This is a genomic window from Streptomyces sp. NPDC056169 (assembly GCF_042268445.1).
GTDB lineage: Bacteria > Actinomycetota > Actinomycetes > Streptomycetales > Streptomycetaceae > Streptomyces.
On sequence record NZ_JBHJUO010000014.1, the window covers coordinates 56,459 to 73,952 of the forward strand.

General features: G+C 73.8%; 13 protein-coding genes. 5 read left to right on the plus strand and 8 right to left on the minus strand.

Going from position 1 to position 17,494, the window contains the following annotated elements:
* Window positions 1-97: 97 nt before the first annotated feature.
* The 3 genes from ACFC0G_RS23690 to ACFC0G_RS23700 all read right to left on the minus strand — a co-directional run bounded on the left by ACFC0G_RS23690 (window position 98) and on the right by ACFC0G_RS23700 (window position 3,496).
* A complete protein-coding gene (locus ACFC0G_RS23690) occupies window positions 98-967 on the minus strand; it encodes a YhjD/YihY/BrkB family envelope integrity protein (RefSeq protein WP_376406366.1) in 870 nt (289 codons plus the stop codon).
* Window positions 968-1,005: 38 nt separating this feature from the next.
* Window positions 1,006-1,419, minus strand: a complete 414-nt coding sequence (locus ACFC0G_RS23695; RefSeq protein ID WP_376406368.1) for an SHOCT domain-containing protein — start codon at window positions 1,417-1,419, stop codon at window positions 1,006-1,008.
* 61 nt (window positions 1,420-1,480) lie between these two features.
* The gene (locus ACFC0G_RS23700; protein ID WP_376406370.1) at window positions 1,481-3,496 is read right to left on the minus strand and encodes a SpoIIE family protein phosphatase; all 2,016 of its coding nucleotides are present in this window, start codon (window positions 3,494-3,496) and stop codon (window positions 1,481-1,483) included.
* Between the two features lie 289 nt (window positions 3,497-3,785).
* On the opposite strand from ACFC0G_RS23700, the gene ACFC0G_RS23705 reads away from it, so the two are divergent.
* Window positions 3,786-4,490 (plus strand): DUF5701 family protein, encoded by a 705-nt coding sequence (locus tag ACFC0G_RS23705; RefSeq protein WP_376406372.1) that lies wholly within the window; start codon window positions 3,786-3,788, stop codon window positions 4,488-4,490.
* Window positions 4,491-4,697: 207 nt separating this feature from the next.
* Here the strand turns inward: ACFC0G_RS23705 and ACFC0G_RS23710 are convergent, their stop codons facing one another.
* The 4 genes from ACFC0G_RS23710 to ACFC0G_RS23725 form a co-directional block, all read right to left on the minus strand.
* Complete coding sequence (locus ACFC0G_RS23710) at window positions 4,698-5,795, minus strand: alpha-hydroxy acid oxidase (RefSeq protein WP_376406374.1); 1,098 nt, start codon at window positions 5,793-5,795, stop codon at window positions 4,698-4,700.
* The gene (gene hppD / locus ACFC0G_RS23715; protein WP_376406376.1) at window positions 5,792-6,925 is read right to left on the minus strand and encodes a 4-hydroxyphenylpyruvate dioxygenase; all 1,134 of its coding nucleotides are present in this window, start codon (window positions 6,923-6,925) and stop codon (window positions 5,792-5,794) included. Before hppD ends, ACFC0G_RS23710 begins: the two co-directional genes overlap by 4 nt.
* 252 nt (window positions 6,926-7,177) lie before the next feature.
* Window positions 7,178-8,596, minus strand: coding sequence for an amidase (locus tag ACFC0G_RS23720; protein WP_376406378.1), 1,419 nt, complete (start codon window positions 8,594-8,596; stop codon window positions 7,178-7,180).
* A 104-nt stretch (window positions 8,597-8,700) separates the two neighbouring features.
* Window positions 8,701-9,852, minus strand: a complete 1,152-nt coding sequence (locus tag ACFC0G_RS23725; protein ID WP_376406380.1) for an alkene reductase — start codon at window positions 9,850-9,852, stop codon at window positions 8,701-8,703.
* Between the two features lie 206 nt (window positions 9,853-10,058).
* Here ACFC0G_RS23725 and ACFC0G_RS23730 point away from each other — a divergent pair, with 206 nt between their 5' ends.
* The 3 genes from ACFC0G_RS23730 (at window position 10,059) to ACFC0G_RS23740 (ending at window position 15,268) form a co-directional block, all read left to right on the plus strand.
* The gene (locus ACFC0G_RS23730) at window positions 10,059-13,451 is read left to right on the plus strand and encodes a BTAD domain-containing putative transcriptional regulator (protein ID WP_376406382.1); all 3,393 of its coding nucleotides are present in this window, start codon (window positions 10,059-10,061) and stop codon (window positions 13,449-13,451) included.
* A 108-nt stretch (window positions 13,452-13,559) separates the two neighbouring features.
* Window positions 13,560-14,204 carry an RNA polymerase sigma factor gene (locus tag ACFC0G_RS23735; RefSeq protein WP_376406384.1) on the plus strand — a complete coding sequence of 215 codons (645 nt, stop codon included), beginning with the start codon at window positions 13,560-13,562 and terminating at the stop codon, window positions 14,202-14,204.
* Window positions 14,201-15,268, plus strand: a complete 1,068-nt coding sequence (locus tag ACFC0G_RS23740; RefSeq protein WP_376406386.1) for a CU044_5270 family protein — start codon at window positions 14,201-14,203, stop codon at window positions 15,266-15,268. The genes ACFC0G_RS23735 and ACFC0G_RS23740 overlap by 4 nt, the downstream gene beginning before the upstream one ends.
* Window positions 15,269-15,362: 94 nt before the next feature.
* Here the strand turns inward: ACFC0G_RS23740 and ACFC0G_RS23745 are convergent, their stop codons facing one another.
* Window positions 15,363-16,583: a saccharopine dehydrogenase family protein gene (locus tag ACFC0G_RS23745; protein ID WP_376406388.1), complete on the minus strand. Its 1,221-nt coding sequence runs from the start codon at window positions 16,581-16,583 to the stop codon at window positions 15,363-15,365.
* Window positions 16,584-16,699: 116 nt separating this feature from the next.
* Between ACFC0G_RS23745 and ACFC0G_RS23750 the strand changes: the two genes are divergently transcribed.
* Entirely contained in the window at window positions 16,700-17,434 is a 735-nt protein-coding gene (locus ACFC0G_RS23750; protein WP_376406390.1) for a TetR/AcrR family transcriptional regulator, read from the plus strand.
* Window positions 17,435-17,494: the final 60 nt, after the last annotated feature.

A 17,494-nucleotide genomic window follows, 5' to 3' on the forward strand; every position in this document is an offset into this window, starting at 1 on the left:
TCGGCTCCCCGACTCCCCGGCCTGCTGCCTGCCGCCCGCTGCCCGCTGCCCGCTGCCCGCTGCCCGCAAGGAGCACGCACGGCGCCGGCGACGGTCGTCAGGTGCCGTTCACGTCCTCCGAGGGCGGGGGCGCGTCGTTCCCGCCTCGCCTCAGGTACCTGTCCAGCGGCGGTTCCTGGGCGATTACGGCGCCGATGGTGACCGCAAAGGTGACCGCACCGCAGACGACGATCATCCACGACAGCATGACGAGGACCAGGCCGAAGGAACCGTACTCACCCATGGCCCGGTCGACCGCCGCCGGCACGTAGATCCGGGCCGTCAGGCCGAGCGCGGTGGTGGCGGTGGCGGCCAGCAGCGCCCCGGGCAGGAGCGCCAGCCAGGGGACGCGCTTGGCGAGGAGCAGGTGCTGGGTCCACAGCCACACACCGGTGGCCAACAGGAAGGTGAGAATGACGCCCACCAGGGCGCCGGCGCCGAAGCCGCCCCGGATCGGGCCCTGGAGGACGAGCACGATGAGCAGCACGAGGAGCCACGCCACCCAGCGCCAGGCCGCGATCCGGGTCTTGGCCCTGGGCAGCCGCCAGGCGCGCTCGCAGACCCGGGCCATGGCCCGGCTGAAGCTCGTCGCCGACACCAGGGCCACCACCGCCCCGACCGCTCCGGTCGTCTCGCGGAGTTCGTCGCTGTTCGAGCCGTTCAGGACCTGCTGCAACTGCTCGTCGGATTCCCCGGTGAAGCCGAACATCGCGCGGAGGGACTCGCCCAGCTGGTCGCGGACGCTGTGCGGGGCGAAGGCCGCGAAGGCGAAGAGGAGGGGGACCGCGGCCAGGAACGCCTGTGCGGCGAGCCTGGTCCCCGCGTCCAGGAGGTTGGCGGACAGCAGCCGGCTCGTGAGTTCGGTCAGCACGGGGAAGCGCTGCTCGGCGCCGGTACGCAGACGCGCGAGCCGCAGCTTCCACTCCATGCCGTCTCCTCACCCCGTTCGCCCCGCGCCGGCCTCCGTCAGGCCAGGAGTTTCGCCTTGGCCTTCTGGAACTCCTCCTCGGTGAGCGCCCCCTTCTCCTTCAGGTCGGCGAGCCGGGCGAGTTCGTGGGAGGCTCCGGCACCGCCGGAGCCGGACTCGCCCGAAGCGCCGCCCGCCGACTTGCGGATGTAGTCCTGGAAGGCCGCCTCGCTCTCCCTGGCGCGCGCCGTCTCTCGCTGGGTCATGCCCGTCCCGCGTGCGATGACGTAGATCAGGACGCCGAGGAAGGGCACGACGAGGCAGAGGATCAGCCAGCCCGCCTTGCCCCAGCCGCTCAGCTCGTGGTCACGGAAGATGTCCGTGATGATCTTGAACAGCAGGAACAGCCACATGATCCAGAGGAAGAACCAGAGCATGGTCCAGAAGAGGTCGAGCAAGGGGTAGTCGTCCATCGCCTTCTCCGTCCCGAGGGCCGATCTTGGCCGTTTCGGGCAGTATCTGCGGTTTGCGCCGTTACGGCGACTCGGACGGGTCGGCGCGGAAGGCGATCATCGCGGTGTCGTCGCGGTGGTCGGAGAGGCCCTGGAGGTTGTGCAGCAGTTCGGGCAGTGCCGCGTGACGGTGCCGGGCCGCCTCGCGGGCCAGTCGCCGCTGTCCGTCGGTGAGCGAGGCCCGGGGCGTCTCGACCAGGCCGTCGGTGTAGAGCAGGAGGGTGTCCCCCGTACCGAGGACGCGGGTGTGCGTACTGCGCGGGACACCGAGGTCGACGCAGAGCGGCAGGTCCTCCTCCGTGCCGTTGAGGAAGAGCGGGTCGCCGTCGGCCGGGATGAGCAGGGGCGACGGGTGACCGGCGTTGGACCAGCTCAAGGACCAGCGGAAGTCCGGCAGCCGCCGCAGCTGGGTGTGGACGGCCGTCGCGAAGGGCGCCGCGCCCAGACCCTCGGCCACCTCGTCGAACCGGGCGAGCACGTCCGCCGGGGTGGCGCCGGGCCCGCGGCTGTAGGCGAGGGCGCGGAGCATGTTGCGCATCTGGGTCATCGCGGTGGCCGCGGCAAGGTCGTGTCCGACGACGTCGCCGACGTCGAGGACGAGCGTGCCGTCGGGCAGGACGAACGCGTCGTACCAGTCCCCGCCGATCTCGTTGGCCGAGCTCGCCGGCTGATAGAAGGCGGCCAGGATCGCACCGCAGACGGTCGGCGGCCGGGTGAGCTGGGCGCGCTGGAGGGCGAGCGCGGTGCGCCGGGCGCGCTGGAGGTCGAGGGCCTTGCGGATCGGCTGCTGGGCGTGGTGGAGGACCTCGCGCAGCAGGTCGGTCTCGGTCGGGCCGAGGGTCGGGGTGTCGCCGTTGGTGCTGGTGGCCGCGTAGCCGAGGACGGTGTCGTCGACGACCAGCGGGATGAGGGTGACGCTCGTGGCTCCCGAGGCGGCGAGCCACCGTTCCGTGACGGCCGGCAGGAGCTCCGCCGGTACGGAGCCGCCGGCGGGGATGCCGAAGGTGCGGGGGACGCGGAGCTCCAGGACCTCGCGGACCGTCCGGGAGACCGTGACGCTCTGCCCGAGCAGCGCCGGTGGCGCCGGCAGTCCGGGGCGGGTGGCGGAGGCGACCCGCCGGGCGGTGACGCGGGCGTGCTCGGGCAGCGGCCACTCCTCGTGGGAGAGCAGCAGGATGAGGCAGGCGTCGGTCAGTTCGGGGACGACGATCTTCACTACCTCGCCGAAGGCCTCCCCCAGGCTCTGCCCCGTGACGGTCGCGACCCGGGCGAGGAGCCGTTCCCGCAGCTGCGCGCGCCAGGTGTCCTCGATGTCGACAGTGGCGGCGATCCACTCGGCGACCCGGCCCTCCCGGAGGACGGGGACGCTGCGCGTGGACAGATGGCGGTACGAGCCGTCGGCGGCGCGTACGCGGAAGGTGCACTGGAAGACGCCGCCGGGGCCACGGGTCGCCGCCTCGCGCCAGCACGCGCCGAGCCTGTCGCGATCGCGGGGGTGGATGTGCGCGTACCAGCCCTCGTCGGCACGGGGATGCCACGGGACGCCGGTCAGCTGCTCCCAGCCGGGGACGATCTCCTCCATGGTCCCGTCGGCGTGCATGACCCACACCATCACCGACACGGCGGAGACGAGGGCCTGGTACCGCTGGAGCGCGAAGGTCTCGGTGGTGGTGTCCATCGCCACCACGAGGATCCCCTCGCCCTCGGCGGTGGCCACGGGGCTGCAGGAGTAGACGAAGTACCGCGCCTGCGCGGGAGCGGCGGGGTCGGGCTCGCGCGCCCCGGTGACCTGGCGGGCCCGACCCGTGGCCCGTACCTCGTCCAGGACCGACAGGAACCGCCAGCCGTCGGGGTCCTGGAACGCCTGCCGGGCGGGCAGTCCCAGCTGCCGGGCGCCGAACATCGTCGTGAAGGCGGCGTTCGTGTAGAGGAGCCGGCCCTCGGGGCCCGCGAGCAGCGCGACCGCGGCGACGGCGCCGTCGAAGACCGCCGGGTCCAGGGGCCGCGCGGGATTCGTGCCCGGTCCGAGGGAGCTCATCGCGGGTCCGCCGGGGCTCGGTCCGGGTCCGTCGTCACCACGGTGGCGCCCTTCACTCACCGTCCTCCTGATCCGCGTAGCCCGTAGCCACGCCGCCACGGGTTCCAGCCTGCTGGAGCGACGGCGGGGCGGCGAGGCGGGTCGAACCAATCGAGTGACCGGACCGGGGACGGCCGACGGCAGGGCTGTTGATCCGCAGTCCGAGAGAACGTCCGTCGTGGCGGGAACAATCCCGCAGACCCTGCCGTTCACTCCAAGTCCCCGCCTCCGCCTCCACCCGAGGAGTACCTTGCCCGACACGTCGTCCACCGCCACCACCGTGCCTTCGCTCCCGCAGCTCGACGCGCAGGCCGAGCGCCTGATCGAGCTCGGGGTGCACGAGATCGCCGGGGTCTCCGCCGACGCGCTGCGGGCCTTCGCCGCCGAAGCGGCCGCCTCGGCCGCTGCCGAAGCGACTTCCGGCGGCGGCGATGACAGCGACGGTGGCGCTCTGCTCGTCGTCCACCCGGACCGCGCCCCGGCCTCCGCGCTCGCCCCGCTGCTCCGCCGCGACGACAAGCCCGGCTTCGTGGTCGTCGACATGCCCGACGTCGACGACTTCGCCCCGTACGACATCGAGCTCCCCGACGCGCCCTTCTACGTGGTCACCGGCCTCGACCGCGGCGACCACATGGCCAACTGGAGCCCGGAGGAGGCGCTTCCCGCCCTCGCCAAGGAGGACCGCACCCCGCTCCTGCTCACCGAGGGCATCCACTGGGTGCTCCAGCAGCCGGCCGCCCTCGAACGGAACCGCTGCTTCATGACCATCGGCTCCCGGCTGCGCAAGGCGAACGGCTCCCTGGACGCCCGCACCCCGGCCATCTGGATCAGCAACGGCACGGGGCGGGACGGCCGCGAGCGGCGCAACGCCCCGAAGGTCGGCTGGTGCTGGTGGGGCAACCGTCACACCTGGCTGGGCTTCGGCTCGGCCACGGGCCGGGGGCCCCGGACCTGAGCGATCGGCGCCCCCGCGGGCGCGCACTCCTCTACACTGGAAGACGTACCGCCCCGGTGGACTCCCCCGTACTACCGGGGCGGTTCTGTGTCCACGACCACCTCAACTGCCCCCGCACCCCGGCGTTTTCGCCCCCTCGCCCGTACCGTGGGACCGGCGTGGTCCTCAGGGGCGAGCGGCACATGGCGAAGGTCGTCCTGACACCCCCTAGGGCGTACGCGCCGTACGGAGCCGTGCGGCGGAGGCGATGTCGGGGCAGCCCGCCAGGGCGAGGGCGTTCTCCAGTTCCTCGCGGAGCAGGGTGAGGACCCTGGCGACGCCCGCCTCTCCCCCGGCGGCGAGCCCCCACAGCACGGGGCGGCCGAGCAGGACGCCGGAGGCGCCCAGGGCGAGGGCCTTGAGGACGTCGGTGCCGGTGCGGACGCCGCTGTCGAGAAGGATCCGGCTGCGGCCGGCGACGGCGTCGACGACCGCCGGGAGGGCGTCGAGCGCCGCCAGTGCGCCGTCGAGCTGGCGGCCGCCGTGGTTGGAGACCACGATGCCGTCGACCCCGAGGGCGGCGGCCCGGTCGGCGTCGGCGGGGTCGAGGATCCCCTTGAGGACGAGCGGCAGCCGGGTGTGGTCGCGCAGCCAGTCGAGGTCGTTCCACGACAGGGAGGGGTCCACGACGCCGGCGGTCTGGGCGGCGATGGCGCTGACGCCGTCCTGCGCGCCGTGCGGAACCCCGTCTCGGCCGCGCTCGAAGTGCACGGCCGAGACGCCCTCGGGGAGGGTGAAGGCGCCGCGCATGTCGGCCTGTCGGCGGCCCATGTACGGGGTGTCGACGGTCAGCATCAGGGCGCTCGCCCCGGCGGCTTCGGCGCGGGCCAGCAGCTCCTTGGTGTGGGCCCGGTCGCGCAGCCAGTACAGCTGGAACCAGACGGTGGCTCCGGTCGCGGCGATGTCCTCGACCGGGGTGCTGCTGAAGGTGCAGGCGGTGAAGGGGATGCCCGCGGCGAACGCGGCCCGGGCGGCGGCGAGTTCGCCGTCGGGGTGGACGGCGCGCTGGTAGGCCATGGGGGCGACGGCCACGGGGAGGGCGGCGGGGTCGGTGAGGAGGGTGGCGGCGGTGCGGGTGGCCGAGACGTCGGCGAGGACACGGGGCAGCAGGTGGAGCCGGTCGAAGGCCGCGCGGTTGGCGGCGAGGGTGAGTTCGCCTCCGGCGCCGCCGGCGATGAACCGCTCGACACCGGCGGGCAGCACGTCGGCCGCGAGGGCCTCCGCGTCGGCGGGGGTGAGCAGTCCGTCGAGTGCGGTGGGGGTCACTGGGCGTTCTCCGCGCGGGTGTTGCCGTCGTGTTCGGCCTTCTCGGCCTGGACGGCCTCGTACAGCGCGCGGACGTTGCCGCCGCCGAACGTGTCGGCGCCGATCCGTTCGATGATCTCGTAGAAGAGGGTGCGCTGGGGGTGGACGGTGCGGGTGAAGATCTGGAACAGCTGGCCCGCGTGGTCCTCGTCGGCGAGGATGCCGGGCTCGCGCAGCTCCTCGATGGAGTGGCGGCTCAGGTCGAGGCGCGCGGCGAGTGCCTCGTAGTAGGCGTCGGGGGTGGAGAGGAAGACGATGCCGCGCTTGTCGAGGCGGGCGACGGTCTCGACGATGTTCTCGGTGGCGAAGGCGAGGTGGTGCACGCCGCCGCTGCCGTGGCGTGCGAGGAAGTCGCCTATGTGGCCCGCCTGATGGTCGGGGCTGGGGGCGAGGACCGTGAAGGTGAGGTCGCCCGCGGGGCTGCGGACGGCCTTGGAGTCCATGGCCTCCCTGCCCTGCACCATCAGTTCCTCGTAGACGGACTCGTAGCCGAAGACCCGCTCGTAGTAGCCGGTGGAGGCGGCGAGTTCGCCCGTCCTGACGGTGACGGCGACGTGGTCGAGGACGGTCAGCGCGGGCGACTCGGCGACGGACGGGGCGAGTTCGGCGACCGCGGTGAAGCCGGGCAGCGGCAGCGGCGTGCCGTGCGCCTCGGCTCCGGCGGGCGGACGCTGGACGAGGGTGTGGCGTACGTCGTCGAATCCGGCGGCCACCCGAGCGGTGCCCCAGCCGCCGTCGTGGTCGGCGGGCGCGGCCTGCGGGGTCGCCCCGCGGGCGACGGCTTCGGCGAACACGGCACGCACGTCGGCGGTGGTGAGGGCGATGTCGGCTATGCCGTCGCCGTGGACGGCCGTGTAGGCGGCGGCCGGGTGCGCGGCGTCGAGGGCCTGGGTGACCACGAGGACGATGTCGCCCTGCCGCAGGGCCAGCGAGCGGCTCGCGCCCTCGGCGCCGGTGCGCTCGGCGGTGGCGAACACCTGGAATCCGTATCCGCCGGTGAACGCCTCGGCGGCGGCACGGGCGTCGGTGACGTACAGCTCCACATGGCTGACGAGCAGCGAGGAGAGGGAAGGAGTGGCGGGCTGGGCCATGACGACGGGTCCTTATGTCCGGGGACGGTGCGGGCAGTTCGCTTCCGCGACGCTCGTGGGGCGCGTTCGGTCGCGTGTGTCTCGACGTGGTCGAGGCAATCCTGACTGCTCGCACCGATCATGGCCACCCTCTTGGGGAACGGCGCGTCGCCGAAGGTCACCGGAAGAATCGCCCGGCACCGTCTCCCGGAAGGGAAGTCATGCGCGGATCGGCGACGACGACAGGACGACGCACCGTCGCCGACCGCGGTGTCACGCGTCCTGGATCCGCCGGAAGGGGCGGTCCGCCTCCAGGGCGAACGCGACCTCCAGCAGGGTCCGTTCGCTGCCGGGACGGCCGGCGAACATGACACCGATGGGCAGGCCGTCCTCGGTCGCGCTCGCGGAGGGCAGCGAGATCGACGGCGTTCCGACGACGTTGTCGACGGGGGTGAACGCCACGTACGCGAGGATCCGTTCGATCAGGGTCGCGTAGGGAACGGCCGGGCTCAGATGGCCGATCGGCGGTGTCGTGTGGGCCAGCACCGGGGAGAGGACGAGGTCGAGTCCACGGAATCCCGCCGCGTACGCCTCTTTTGTCTTCTTGAGCCTCCGCACCACGCCCGGAGTGCCCTTCCAGTGCTTCAGGTACTCCTCGCGCAGCCCCCGGCTGAGGCCGTCCATGCGGTGCCGGTCGAAGTCCGGGCCGAGCGTGCGGCCGGTGGAGCCGATGAGGAACGACAGCAGTCCCCAGTAGGTGAGGAAGTCGTCGGTGAAGCGGGGGTCGATGGCGAACTCCACCGGCTGCACGGTGTGTCCGAGCCGTTCGAGCCGCTCCACGGTCTCCGCGACGGCGTCCCCGGTGACGGTGTCGGAGGGGACACCGCTCGGTGAGTCCCGCAAGTACCCGATGCGCAGCCGCCGTTCCGAAGGGCCTTCGACCAGGCCGAGGGGCGGCAGCTTCGGGTTGCGCCAGAACCTCTCGGCGTCGGCGAGGAAGGCCGCGGCGTCCCGCACCGAGCGGCTCACGATGCCGTCGGACACGAGGTCCAGGGGCAGTTGGCGGCTCTGGGCGTTCGGGACGACCCTGCCGCGGGTCGGCTTGAGGCCGACGAGTCCGCAGCAGGCGGCGGGTATGCGGATGGAACCGCCGCCGTCGTTGGCGTGGGCGATCGGCACGGCCCCGGCGGCGACGAGCGCCGCGCTGCCGCCCGACGAACCTCCTGACGAGTAGCCCGTGTTCCACGGGTTGCGCACGGGCTCGGCGCCCTCGAACTCGGTGGTCGGGCTGAACCCGAACTCGGGCAGCCGGGTCTTGCCCAGCACCGTGACGCCGCTGCTCAGGAACTGCCGGGTGAACGGCGCGTTCCGCCGTGCCGCGCGCGGGGTGAAGGCCGCGCTGCCGTGACCGGTGGGCAGTCCCACGTAGTCGGTGTTGTCCTTGACGAAGGTGGGGACCCCGGCGAAGGCTCCGCCCGCCCAGGCCGCGGGCGCCGGCGCGGCGACGTGCGCCTGGACCGCGTGGAGCCGCGCGTCGACCGACCGGACCCGCTCGGCGGCGTCCCTGGCGACCTCGGCTGCGCTGACCTCGCCCCGCCGGATCGCGTCGGCAAGACCGACGGCGTCGTGCTCCCCCAGCGCGTCGTCCCGGAAGGCGTGCACCGTGGTCCGTTCTTCTTCGAAAGTCGTCACCGCTACTTCAGCCCCCGGCCGCATGAATGGCTGTCCGCCGTCGAATGATTGTCCACCATCATCGCCTACCGACAAGTAACACGCGAGGGCATCCACCGAGGGTTTCAGTCGAGCGTCGGGTAGTCCGTGTAGCCCGTCTCGCCGCCGACGTACATCAGGTGCGCGTCCCGGATCGGGTTGAGGGGTGCGCCGGCGCGCATCCGGGCGACGAGGTCGGGGTTGGCCAGGAAGGACCGGCCCAGGGCGATCAGGTCGGCACCGGCGGCCAGGAGGCGCTCACCGGCGGCGCGGCCGCCGTCGGCGGGCAGCGGGCCGGGCCACGGCAGGGCCGGGTTCGCGACGAGGGTGCCGGGCCAGGCCGCGCGGAGGGTGTGGAAGAGGGGCTGGTCCGGGTCGGCGAAGACCACGTGCAGGTAGGCGAGGCCCAGGTCGCTCAGTTCGCCCACGAGGGCGGGGTAGACGGCGTCGACGTCGTCCTCGTGCATGGCGTTGGCGGTGACGCCGGGGGCGATGCGCACGCCCACCTTCTCCGGGCCGATCTCGTCGGCGACCGCGCGGACGACTTCGAGGGTGAAGCGGATGCGGTGGGCGACGGAGCCTCCGTAGCCGTCGGTGCGCAGGTTCGTGGCGTTGGACAGGAACTGGTGCAGGAGGTAGCCGTTGGCGGAGTGGACCTCGACGCCGGCGAAGCCCGCGTCCACCGCCCTGCGGGCGGCCGCGGCGAAGTCCGCTACGGTGGACTCGATCTGATCGACCGTCATTTCCTGGGGGACCACGGACTCCTGGTGGCCGGACGGGGTGAAGATCGTGTCGGGCAGCGGGACCGGCGACGGGGCGAGCGGGTGGTGCCCCGTGGTCTCCGGGTGTCCGACCCGGCCGCCGTGCTGCAGCTGCAGGAACATCTGCCCGCCGGCCTCCCGCACGGCGTCGGTCACGCGGCGCCAGCCGGCCACGTGGGTGTCGTCGTGGATGGCGGGGATGTTGGGGTACGTGGCGCCCACCGCGTTGGGCGTCGCGGCCTCCGCGATGATCAGCCCGGCCGAGGCCCGCTGGGCGTAGTACGTGGCCATGATCGGCTCCGGAACACCCGTCGCGCTCGCGCGGTTCCGGGTCATCGGCGCCATGACCAGCCGGTTCCGCAGTCGCAGGGCGCCGAGGCGGGCGGGCTCGAAGAGCGGGGAGGCAGCGGCGCCGGTCGTGTCGGCCTGCGGGGAAACCGTCGCGGTCGTGATCTCGGTCGCGGTGGTGGTGCTCATGGTCGTGCTCCTTCATCCGTCTCTTCGGCTCTTCGGTCTTCTGCGGGGCGGCGAGCCCTGCTGAACAGACCTTCGCCGAGCACGCTTCGGGTCCGCTGACGGTCCGCTGACGGTCGGATGATCATCACTGTGTAGGGTCGGGATCCAAGAGGTTCGGGGTGCTCGGTCCAGTGGCGGTGTGGAACGCCGACGGAGAACCCGTACGCGTGCCGGAGACCAAGGTGCGGGCGCTCCTCGCCGACCTCCTGGTCCACGACGGGCAGGCCGTGTCGGCCGACCGCCTCGTCCACGACATCTGGGGCGACGCCGTCCCCGGCAATCCGGCCAACGCGCTCCAGGCCAAGGTCTCCCAGTTGCGCAGGGCCGTCGGCCGCGACCGCGTGCTCCACCAGCCGGCCGGGTACCGGCTGCGCCTCGACGACGGCCCTGCCGGGGTCGACGCCGGGCTGTTCCGGCAGCTCGCGGCGCGGGCCCGGCTCGTCGCCGACCCGCGCGCCCGGGCGGCGCTGCTCGGCGAAGCCCTCGACCTGTGGCGCGGGCCCGCGTACGCGGACTTCGCCGACGAGGAGTTCGTACGGCCCGCGGCCCAGCGCCTGACCGAGGAGCGGCTCACCGTCGTCGAGGAACAGGCGGAGGCCCGGCTGGAGTTCGGGGATCCGCTGCTGCTCGGCGAGACGGCCGGTCTCGTGACCCGGCATCCGCTGCGCGAGCGGTTGCGCGCCGTGCGGATGCGGGCCCTGTACGGCGCGGGCCGGCAGAGCGAGGCGGTCACCGCGTACACGGAACTCCGCACCCTGCTCGCCGACGAGCTGGGCCTCGACCCGAGTCCCGGTCTGGCGGCGCTGTACGAGGCGATTCTGCGCCAGGACGCGGGGCTGATACCCGTCGCGGCCTCCGACGAGCCGCCGGTCGTCGTCCGTGCCGCACCGGACGGGGAGGCCGGGGAGGCCCGGGAGGTCATGGAGGTCGGAGAGGGCATGGAGGCGGAGGCCACGGTCCCGCCCGTCCTCTCCGACCCGCAGGTGCTCACGCCCCGCCGGCAGCACCTGCCCATTCCGCCGACGACGCTCGTCGGACGCGGCCCCGCACGGGAGGCCGTCGTAGGGCTCGTCCGCACCGAGCGGCTCGTCACGCTGACCGGGCCCGGCGGAGTGGGCAAGACGCGGCTGGCGCTGGCCGTCGCCGAGCAGCTCGCCCGCGACGCGGGCGGCGAACCGGGCGGCGCCCCGGGGGGCGAGGCAGGCGGCGAGGCGGGGGGCGACGCGGCCGACGGTGACGTACCCGGCAGCGGTGACCTCGACCACCCCGTCCCCGACGGCGTGTGGTTCGTCGAGTTCGGCGGGCTCCGCTCGGACGCCGACGAGCTCGTCCAGGCGGTGGCCTCGGCCCTCGGCGTCCGCGACACGGCGTCGTCGGCGCGCGGTGCCGCCGGCGCCTCGGCCGCGCTGCACGGTGCGCTGCGGGACCGCCGTGTCCTGCTCGTCCTCGACAACTGCGAGCACGTGATCGAACCGGCCGCCGAGCTGGCCGCGTCCCTGCTGCGGACCGCGCCGGGAGTCCGCGTGCTCGCCACCAGCCGGGAGTCGCTCCGCCTCCCCGGGGAGGCGGTATACGCCGTCGCGCCCCTCGGCCCCGACGACGCGGCCCTGCTGTTCACCGAGCGGGCCGTCGCGGCGGCACCCGAGTACAGCTCTGAGTACAGCTCCGCATACGGCTCCGAGTACAGCTCCGAGTTCGGCTCCGAGGACGCGGACGAGAGCGAGCCCGGCGAGGTGCGGGACGCCGTCGCGGAGATCTGCCGACGCCTCGACGGGCTCCCCCTCGCCCTGGAACTCGCCGCCACCCGCGTCCGGGCCCTCGGCGTGCGCGAACTGGCCGCCCGGCTCGGCGACCGCTTCCGTGTCCTCGCCTCCGGACAGCGCGGTCTCCCGGCCCGGCAGCAGACGCTGCGCGCGGTGATCGACTGGAGCTGGGACCTGCTCGACGCCCCCGAGCAGGCCGTCCTGCGCCGCCTCGCCGTCCCCGTCGGCGGATGCACGCTGGACGCGGCGGAGGCGGTGTGCGCGGGCGGCGGCATCGACCGCGACGAGGTGGTCGACCTGGTGGGCCGCCTGGTCGACCGCTCCCTCGTCTCGGCGACGCGGACCGGCGAGGGCCCGCGCTACCGCCTGCTCGAATCGGTCGCCGCGTACGCGCGCGAACGCCTCCACGAGGCAGCCGAGTCCGGAACCGTGGCGGATCGGCACGCCGACTACTACCGCCGGTTCGCCGAGGACGCCGAACCGCATCTGCGCGGCGCGGGCCAGCGGCGCCGTCTCGCACGGCTGGACGCCGATTCCGCCAACGTCCGCGCCGCCCTCGATCACGCTCTGCGGACGGCCGAGCCGGGCGCCGCGGCGCGCCTGGCCGCCGCCCTGTGCCCCTGGTGGCTGCTGCGAGGCCGGCTGCACGAGGCGCGACGTACCCTCGGCGCGGTCGTGGACGCCTTCCCGGCCGATGTTCCCGCCGACGTGGCTGCCGAACCGCGCGTCCTCCTCGGCGCCTTCGTCATGCTGACGGGCGGGCGCGCACCGGAGACGGGCTGTCCCGAGGCGGACATCGCCGACCCGGCGCGGCGGGGTCGCGCGCTGTGGCTGTTCGCGTACGGCCTCTACCACGCGGGCGATCCGGCGGCGGCCCATGCCGTCAACTCCCGTGCCCACGACCGTTTCGCCGAGGCCGGCGACCGGTGGGGCACCGCGGCGGCCCGGGCCCTGCGCGCCCATACCTCCTTCGCCGCCGGAGACCTGCGGACCGCGCGGGAGGACGGCCTCGACGCCGCCTCGGCCTTCCGTGAGCTCGGCGACGGGTGGGGCGAGCTGCTGACCGTGCCGGTGCTCGCCGCGCTCGCCGAGATCGAGGGCGACTACGCCGCCGCCACCGCCCGCCAGACCGAAGGGCTGCGCCTCGCCGAGGGCCTGGGCCTCGCGGTGGAGGCCTCGGCGCGGCTCGGCGGCCTCGGCCGCCTCGCGCTCCTGGCCGGCGAGTGGGAGCGGGCCCGCGTCCTGCACGAGCAGGCCCGGCGCGCTGCGGCGGAGCAGGGCCACATGTTCGGGGAGGTGTTCGCGCTCATGGGTCTCGCCCTCGGCGCACGCCGCTCCGGCGACCTCGACGCCGCCGAGCACCACCTGCGGACAATGCGGGACGCGTACCCGTCGTCGACGGCGGGAAAGCACCTCATCCATGTGGAGCTCGGCTTCGTCGCCGCCCTCCGTGGTCAGGTGGCGCAGGCGTCCGCGTATCAGGCGGACGGCCTGGCGCTCGCGGAGCGGCTTGCGGACCCGCGCGCGCTCGCGCTCTCCCTCGAAGGCGTCGCGGGGGTCGCGGCGATCACGGGCGAAGCGGCGGACCGTACGCGCGCCGCGCTGCTCCTCGGCGCTGCGGACGCGGCCCGGCGGAGCGTGGGGGCGCCGCTCCCGGAGGCCGAGAGCGGCGATGTGCGCCGCATCGCCGCGGCGGCCGTGGCGGCGCTCGGCGAGTCCGCGTACGCCGCCGCGTTCCGCGAGGGTGCGGCCCTGCCGCTCGCGGAGGCGGTGCGCACGGCGGCCACCCAGGCCTGACGCGGGGCCGGATCGGCGGCGGAATCGCCACGCGCGTACCCCTCGGGGCGGGTGTGGCGTGCGTCACGTTCCGGGAACCCGTTCGGGCCGGTCGGACAGTCCGGTGATATGGACATGAGTGTGCGTGCCCGAATACGAGCGGGCGACTCGGACGCGTTCGGGTCTCTCTTCGACGACTACGCCCGGGCGGTGCACAACCACGCCTTCCGGCTCACCGGCGACTGGTCCGCGGCCGAGGACGTGCTGTCGCTGACGTTCCTGGAGGCCTGGCGGCTGCGGGCGTCGGTGGACCCGGAGGGCGGGTCGCTGCGGCCCTGGCTGCTCGGGATCGCCACCAACGTCGTACGGAACACCCGCCGGGCCGCCCGGCGCCACGAGGCGGCCCTGAACCGGCTTCCCCGCGAGGAGGTGTTCCCCGACTTCGCCGACGACCTCGTCGGCCGCATCGACGACGCGGGCCGGGTGGCGGCGCTCCAGGGGGCGCTGTCCCGGCTGCGACGCCCGGAGCGCGAGGTCGTCGCCCTGTGCATCTGGTCGGGCCTGGACTACGCGGCCGCGGCCGTGGCCCTCGACATCCCGGTGGGGACGGTCCGTTCCCGCCTGTCCCGCGCCCGCAAGAAGCTCCACAAGTACGCCGGAACCGGCCTCTCGTCACCGCCCTCGTCACCGAACGGGAACCCGAATCCGGGCCGCGGACAGATAGATGGTGACCGCGCCCCCGCGGTCCGGCCCACCCAGGAGGAAGCCCGATGAGCACCACCCCGTCCCGGCCCACCCCGGCCGAACGCGAGGAGATGGCCCGGCTGTTGCCCGTCCCTGCCGAGCGGGACCGGCCCGGCCGCCACCACCAGGCCCTCAAGGACCAGCTGCTGCGCGAGTTCCGGCAGGACGCCACGCCCGCCGCCGCTCCGGCCGCCAAGCGCCGCTTCGGAGTCCGCCGTCTGACGATCGCCGCGGTTCCGCTCGCCGCGGGCGCCCTGGCCGTGACGCTGGCGACGAGCGGTCAGCTCGACCCGCGGCCCGGCGCCGACCCGAACGCCGCCGTGGCCCCGGGCACGGACCGGAGGACGACGGAGGTGACGCCGGCGGCGGTGCTGCTGGACCGCATCGCCACCGTCGCCGCCGCGAAGCCCGCGCCCGCCGTCCGCGACAACCAGTTCGTGTACGTCTCCAGCACGGTCGCCTGGTCGAGCCAGAGCGACGTCGACCCCACGATGCGCCTGGACACGCCCCACAGCCGCACGGTCTGGCTCTCGGTCGACGGAAGCCGGACCGGCCTGCTCCGCGAGCGGGGCAAGGACATCCCGCTGGCCGACGCGGTGGACAAGAGCGGCCGGCCCGTGAAGCCCGTCGGCAATGCCCGTCCCACTCTGAACAGCCCGACGTACCGCTACCTGGCGTCGCTGCCCACCGACCCCGACGTGCTCCTGAAGAAGATCTACGACGAGACGAGGGGCCAGGGACCGGGACCGGACCAGGAGGCGTTCGTGACCATCGGCGACCTGCTGCGCGAGCAGCTGGCCCCGCCGAAGGTGAGCGCCGCCCTGTACAAGGCCGCGGCCCGGATCCCGGGTGTCTCGGTCGTCGACGACACCGTCGACGCGGCCGGCCGGCACGGTGTCGCCGTCGGCCGCGTCCACGCCGGCGAGCGGACCGAGTGGATCTTCGACAAGAACACCCTGGAGTTCCTCGGCGAGCGGGGCGTCATGGTCGAGGACACGCCGTGGGCCAAGACCGGCCAGGTCACCGCCACGACGGCCGTCCTGTCCCGCGGCATCACGGACAAGACCGGCGAGAAGCCCGGCCGTACCGACTGATCCGTCGCGACCGGGGACGTACGACGTACCGCGGGGCGGCGTGGCCTCAGTGGCCGCGCCGCCCTGCGGCGGGACGCCCCCGGCGCCGGCCGGGTCACTGCTCGCGCAGGCCCCAGGGCGATCCGTAGGCGGTGAGCAGGTCCAGGAAGGGGCGCGGGGCGAAGGCCTCGGGGCCGAGGACGCCCGACTGCGACCAGGTGCCGGCGGCCAGGAGCTCCAGGGCGACGACCGGGTTGACCGCGGTCTGCCACACGACGGCCTGGCAGCCGTACTCGCGCATCGACCACTCGTTGTCGACCACGTGGTAGAGGTAGACCTCGCGCGGCTCGCCGTCCTTGACGCCCTTGACCCACGTACCCGCGCAGGTCTTGCCGGTCATCCGGTCGCCCAGGGTCGCCGGGTCCGGGAGGACGGCCGCCACGATGTCGCGGGGCGAGACCTCCGCCGGGCCGAGGCTCGTCGCCACCGTGACGGGGGCCGTGCTGTCGAGGCCCAGCGCGTGCAGGGTCCTGAGCTTGCCGATGAAGTCCTCGCCGAGGCCGTACTTGAACGTGACGCGCGCCGCGTCGATCCAGCGCGGTACGAGCAGGACCTCCTCGTGCTCGACGTTCACGCACTCCACGGGGCCGATGCCCTCGGGGAAGTCGAAGACCTCGGGCTCGCTGAACGGCTCGGTGGTGAACCAGCCGCGGCCGGCCTCGTAGACGACCGGCGGGTTGAGACATTCCTCGATGGTCGTCCAGATGTTGAACGACGGGGCGAAGTCGTATCCCTCGACGGTGAGGTTGGCGCCGTCGCGGATGCCGATCTCCTCGATCTCGTCGAAGAGCTCGTCCGCGGCGTAGCGGGCGAAGACGTCGGACATGCCGGGCTCGACGCCCATGCCGACGAGCGCGAGCCGCCCGGCCTTCTCCCACTCCTCGGCCTGCGCGAACTGGGCGTCGCCCAGCTTGACCCCGCACAGCTCGTACGGGCGCTCCGGGTGGGGGCGCGAGAGGGACATCGCCATGTCCAGGTAGTGCGCGCCGGCCGCGGCGGCGGCCTGGAACAGCGGCATCACGAAGCGCGGGTCGGTGGCGTTCAGGAGGACGTCGCAGCGCTGCTCCGTGAGGAGGGCGGCGACCGCCTTCTCGTCGGAGGCGTCCGTGCGGCAGGCGCTGAACCGGGTCGCGTCGTCGCCCAGGGCGGCGACGGCCGCCTCGGCCCGGGCGAGGTCGTAGTCGGCGACGACCATGTGGTCGAAGAACGGGCGGCGGGCCGCGATCCGGGTGATCGCGGTGCCCACGCCACCGGCGCCGACGAGCAGTACACGCATGACAGGAATCTCCCTCTCCGAAGGTGTGACCTCTGGTGCAGGCGATGAAACCCCCGTTGCCTCGCTAACGTCTATGGCGTTGGCATAAGGTGCCCGGGCGGCGGAAGGAGCCTGTCATGGGCAAGCAGGTGGTGCCGGAGTCGGCGCGCAGACGGCGGAGGCCGACGAAGAACGGCGCGGTGCTCTCGGAGCGGCTGATCGTGGAGACGGCGCTGCGGATGCTGGCCGAGCACGGCGGCGAGGGGCTCACCGCGCGGCGCCTCGGACTCGCGCTGGGCGCCGATCCGAGCACGCTCTACCGGTACTTCGCCGGGATGGACGACCTGACCCTGGCGATCGGGGCGGAGCTCATCGGGCGGGCTCTGGAGGGCTGGTCGCCCACCGGTGACTGGTGCGGCGACCTGCGCCGTCTGGGTCTGCGCATCCACGGCGCCTATCTCGCGCATCCGCAGGCCGCCGTCCTCACCGCCAGCCGCGTGACCGGGCGGGAGCAGGAGACGGCGGTGGACGAGGCGATCCTGGCCGTGCTGCGGACCGCGGGTTTCCCGGACCCGGACGCGGTACGGATCTACCACGCCTTCATCGACCAGAGCCTCGCCTTCGCCGCCCTGGACGCGGCCTCCCTCGCCCTGCCCCCGGCCGCCCGCGAGGCGGACGAGCGCATGTGGGAATCGGCCTACGCCCGACTGTCGGCCGCCTCGCACCCGCACATCGCCGCCACGGCCGGCCTGCTGGCCGCACGCATGAACCACAGCGCGTATCCGGCGGCCCTGGACATGCTCCTGGACAGCGCGGCCGCCCGGCTCGGTCGGCTGACCGGGCGGGCGACCGCGCGGCCCGCGGAGGCGTAATCCGCTTGCGCGGCCCACGGAGGCGTAATCCGCTTCCGCGGAGACGTAGTCTCCCTCCGC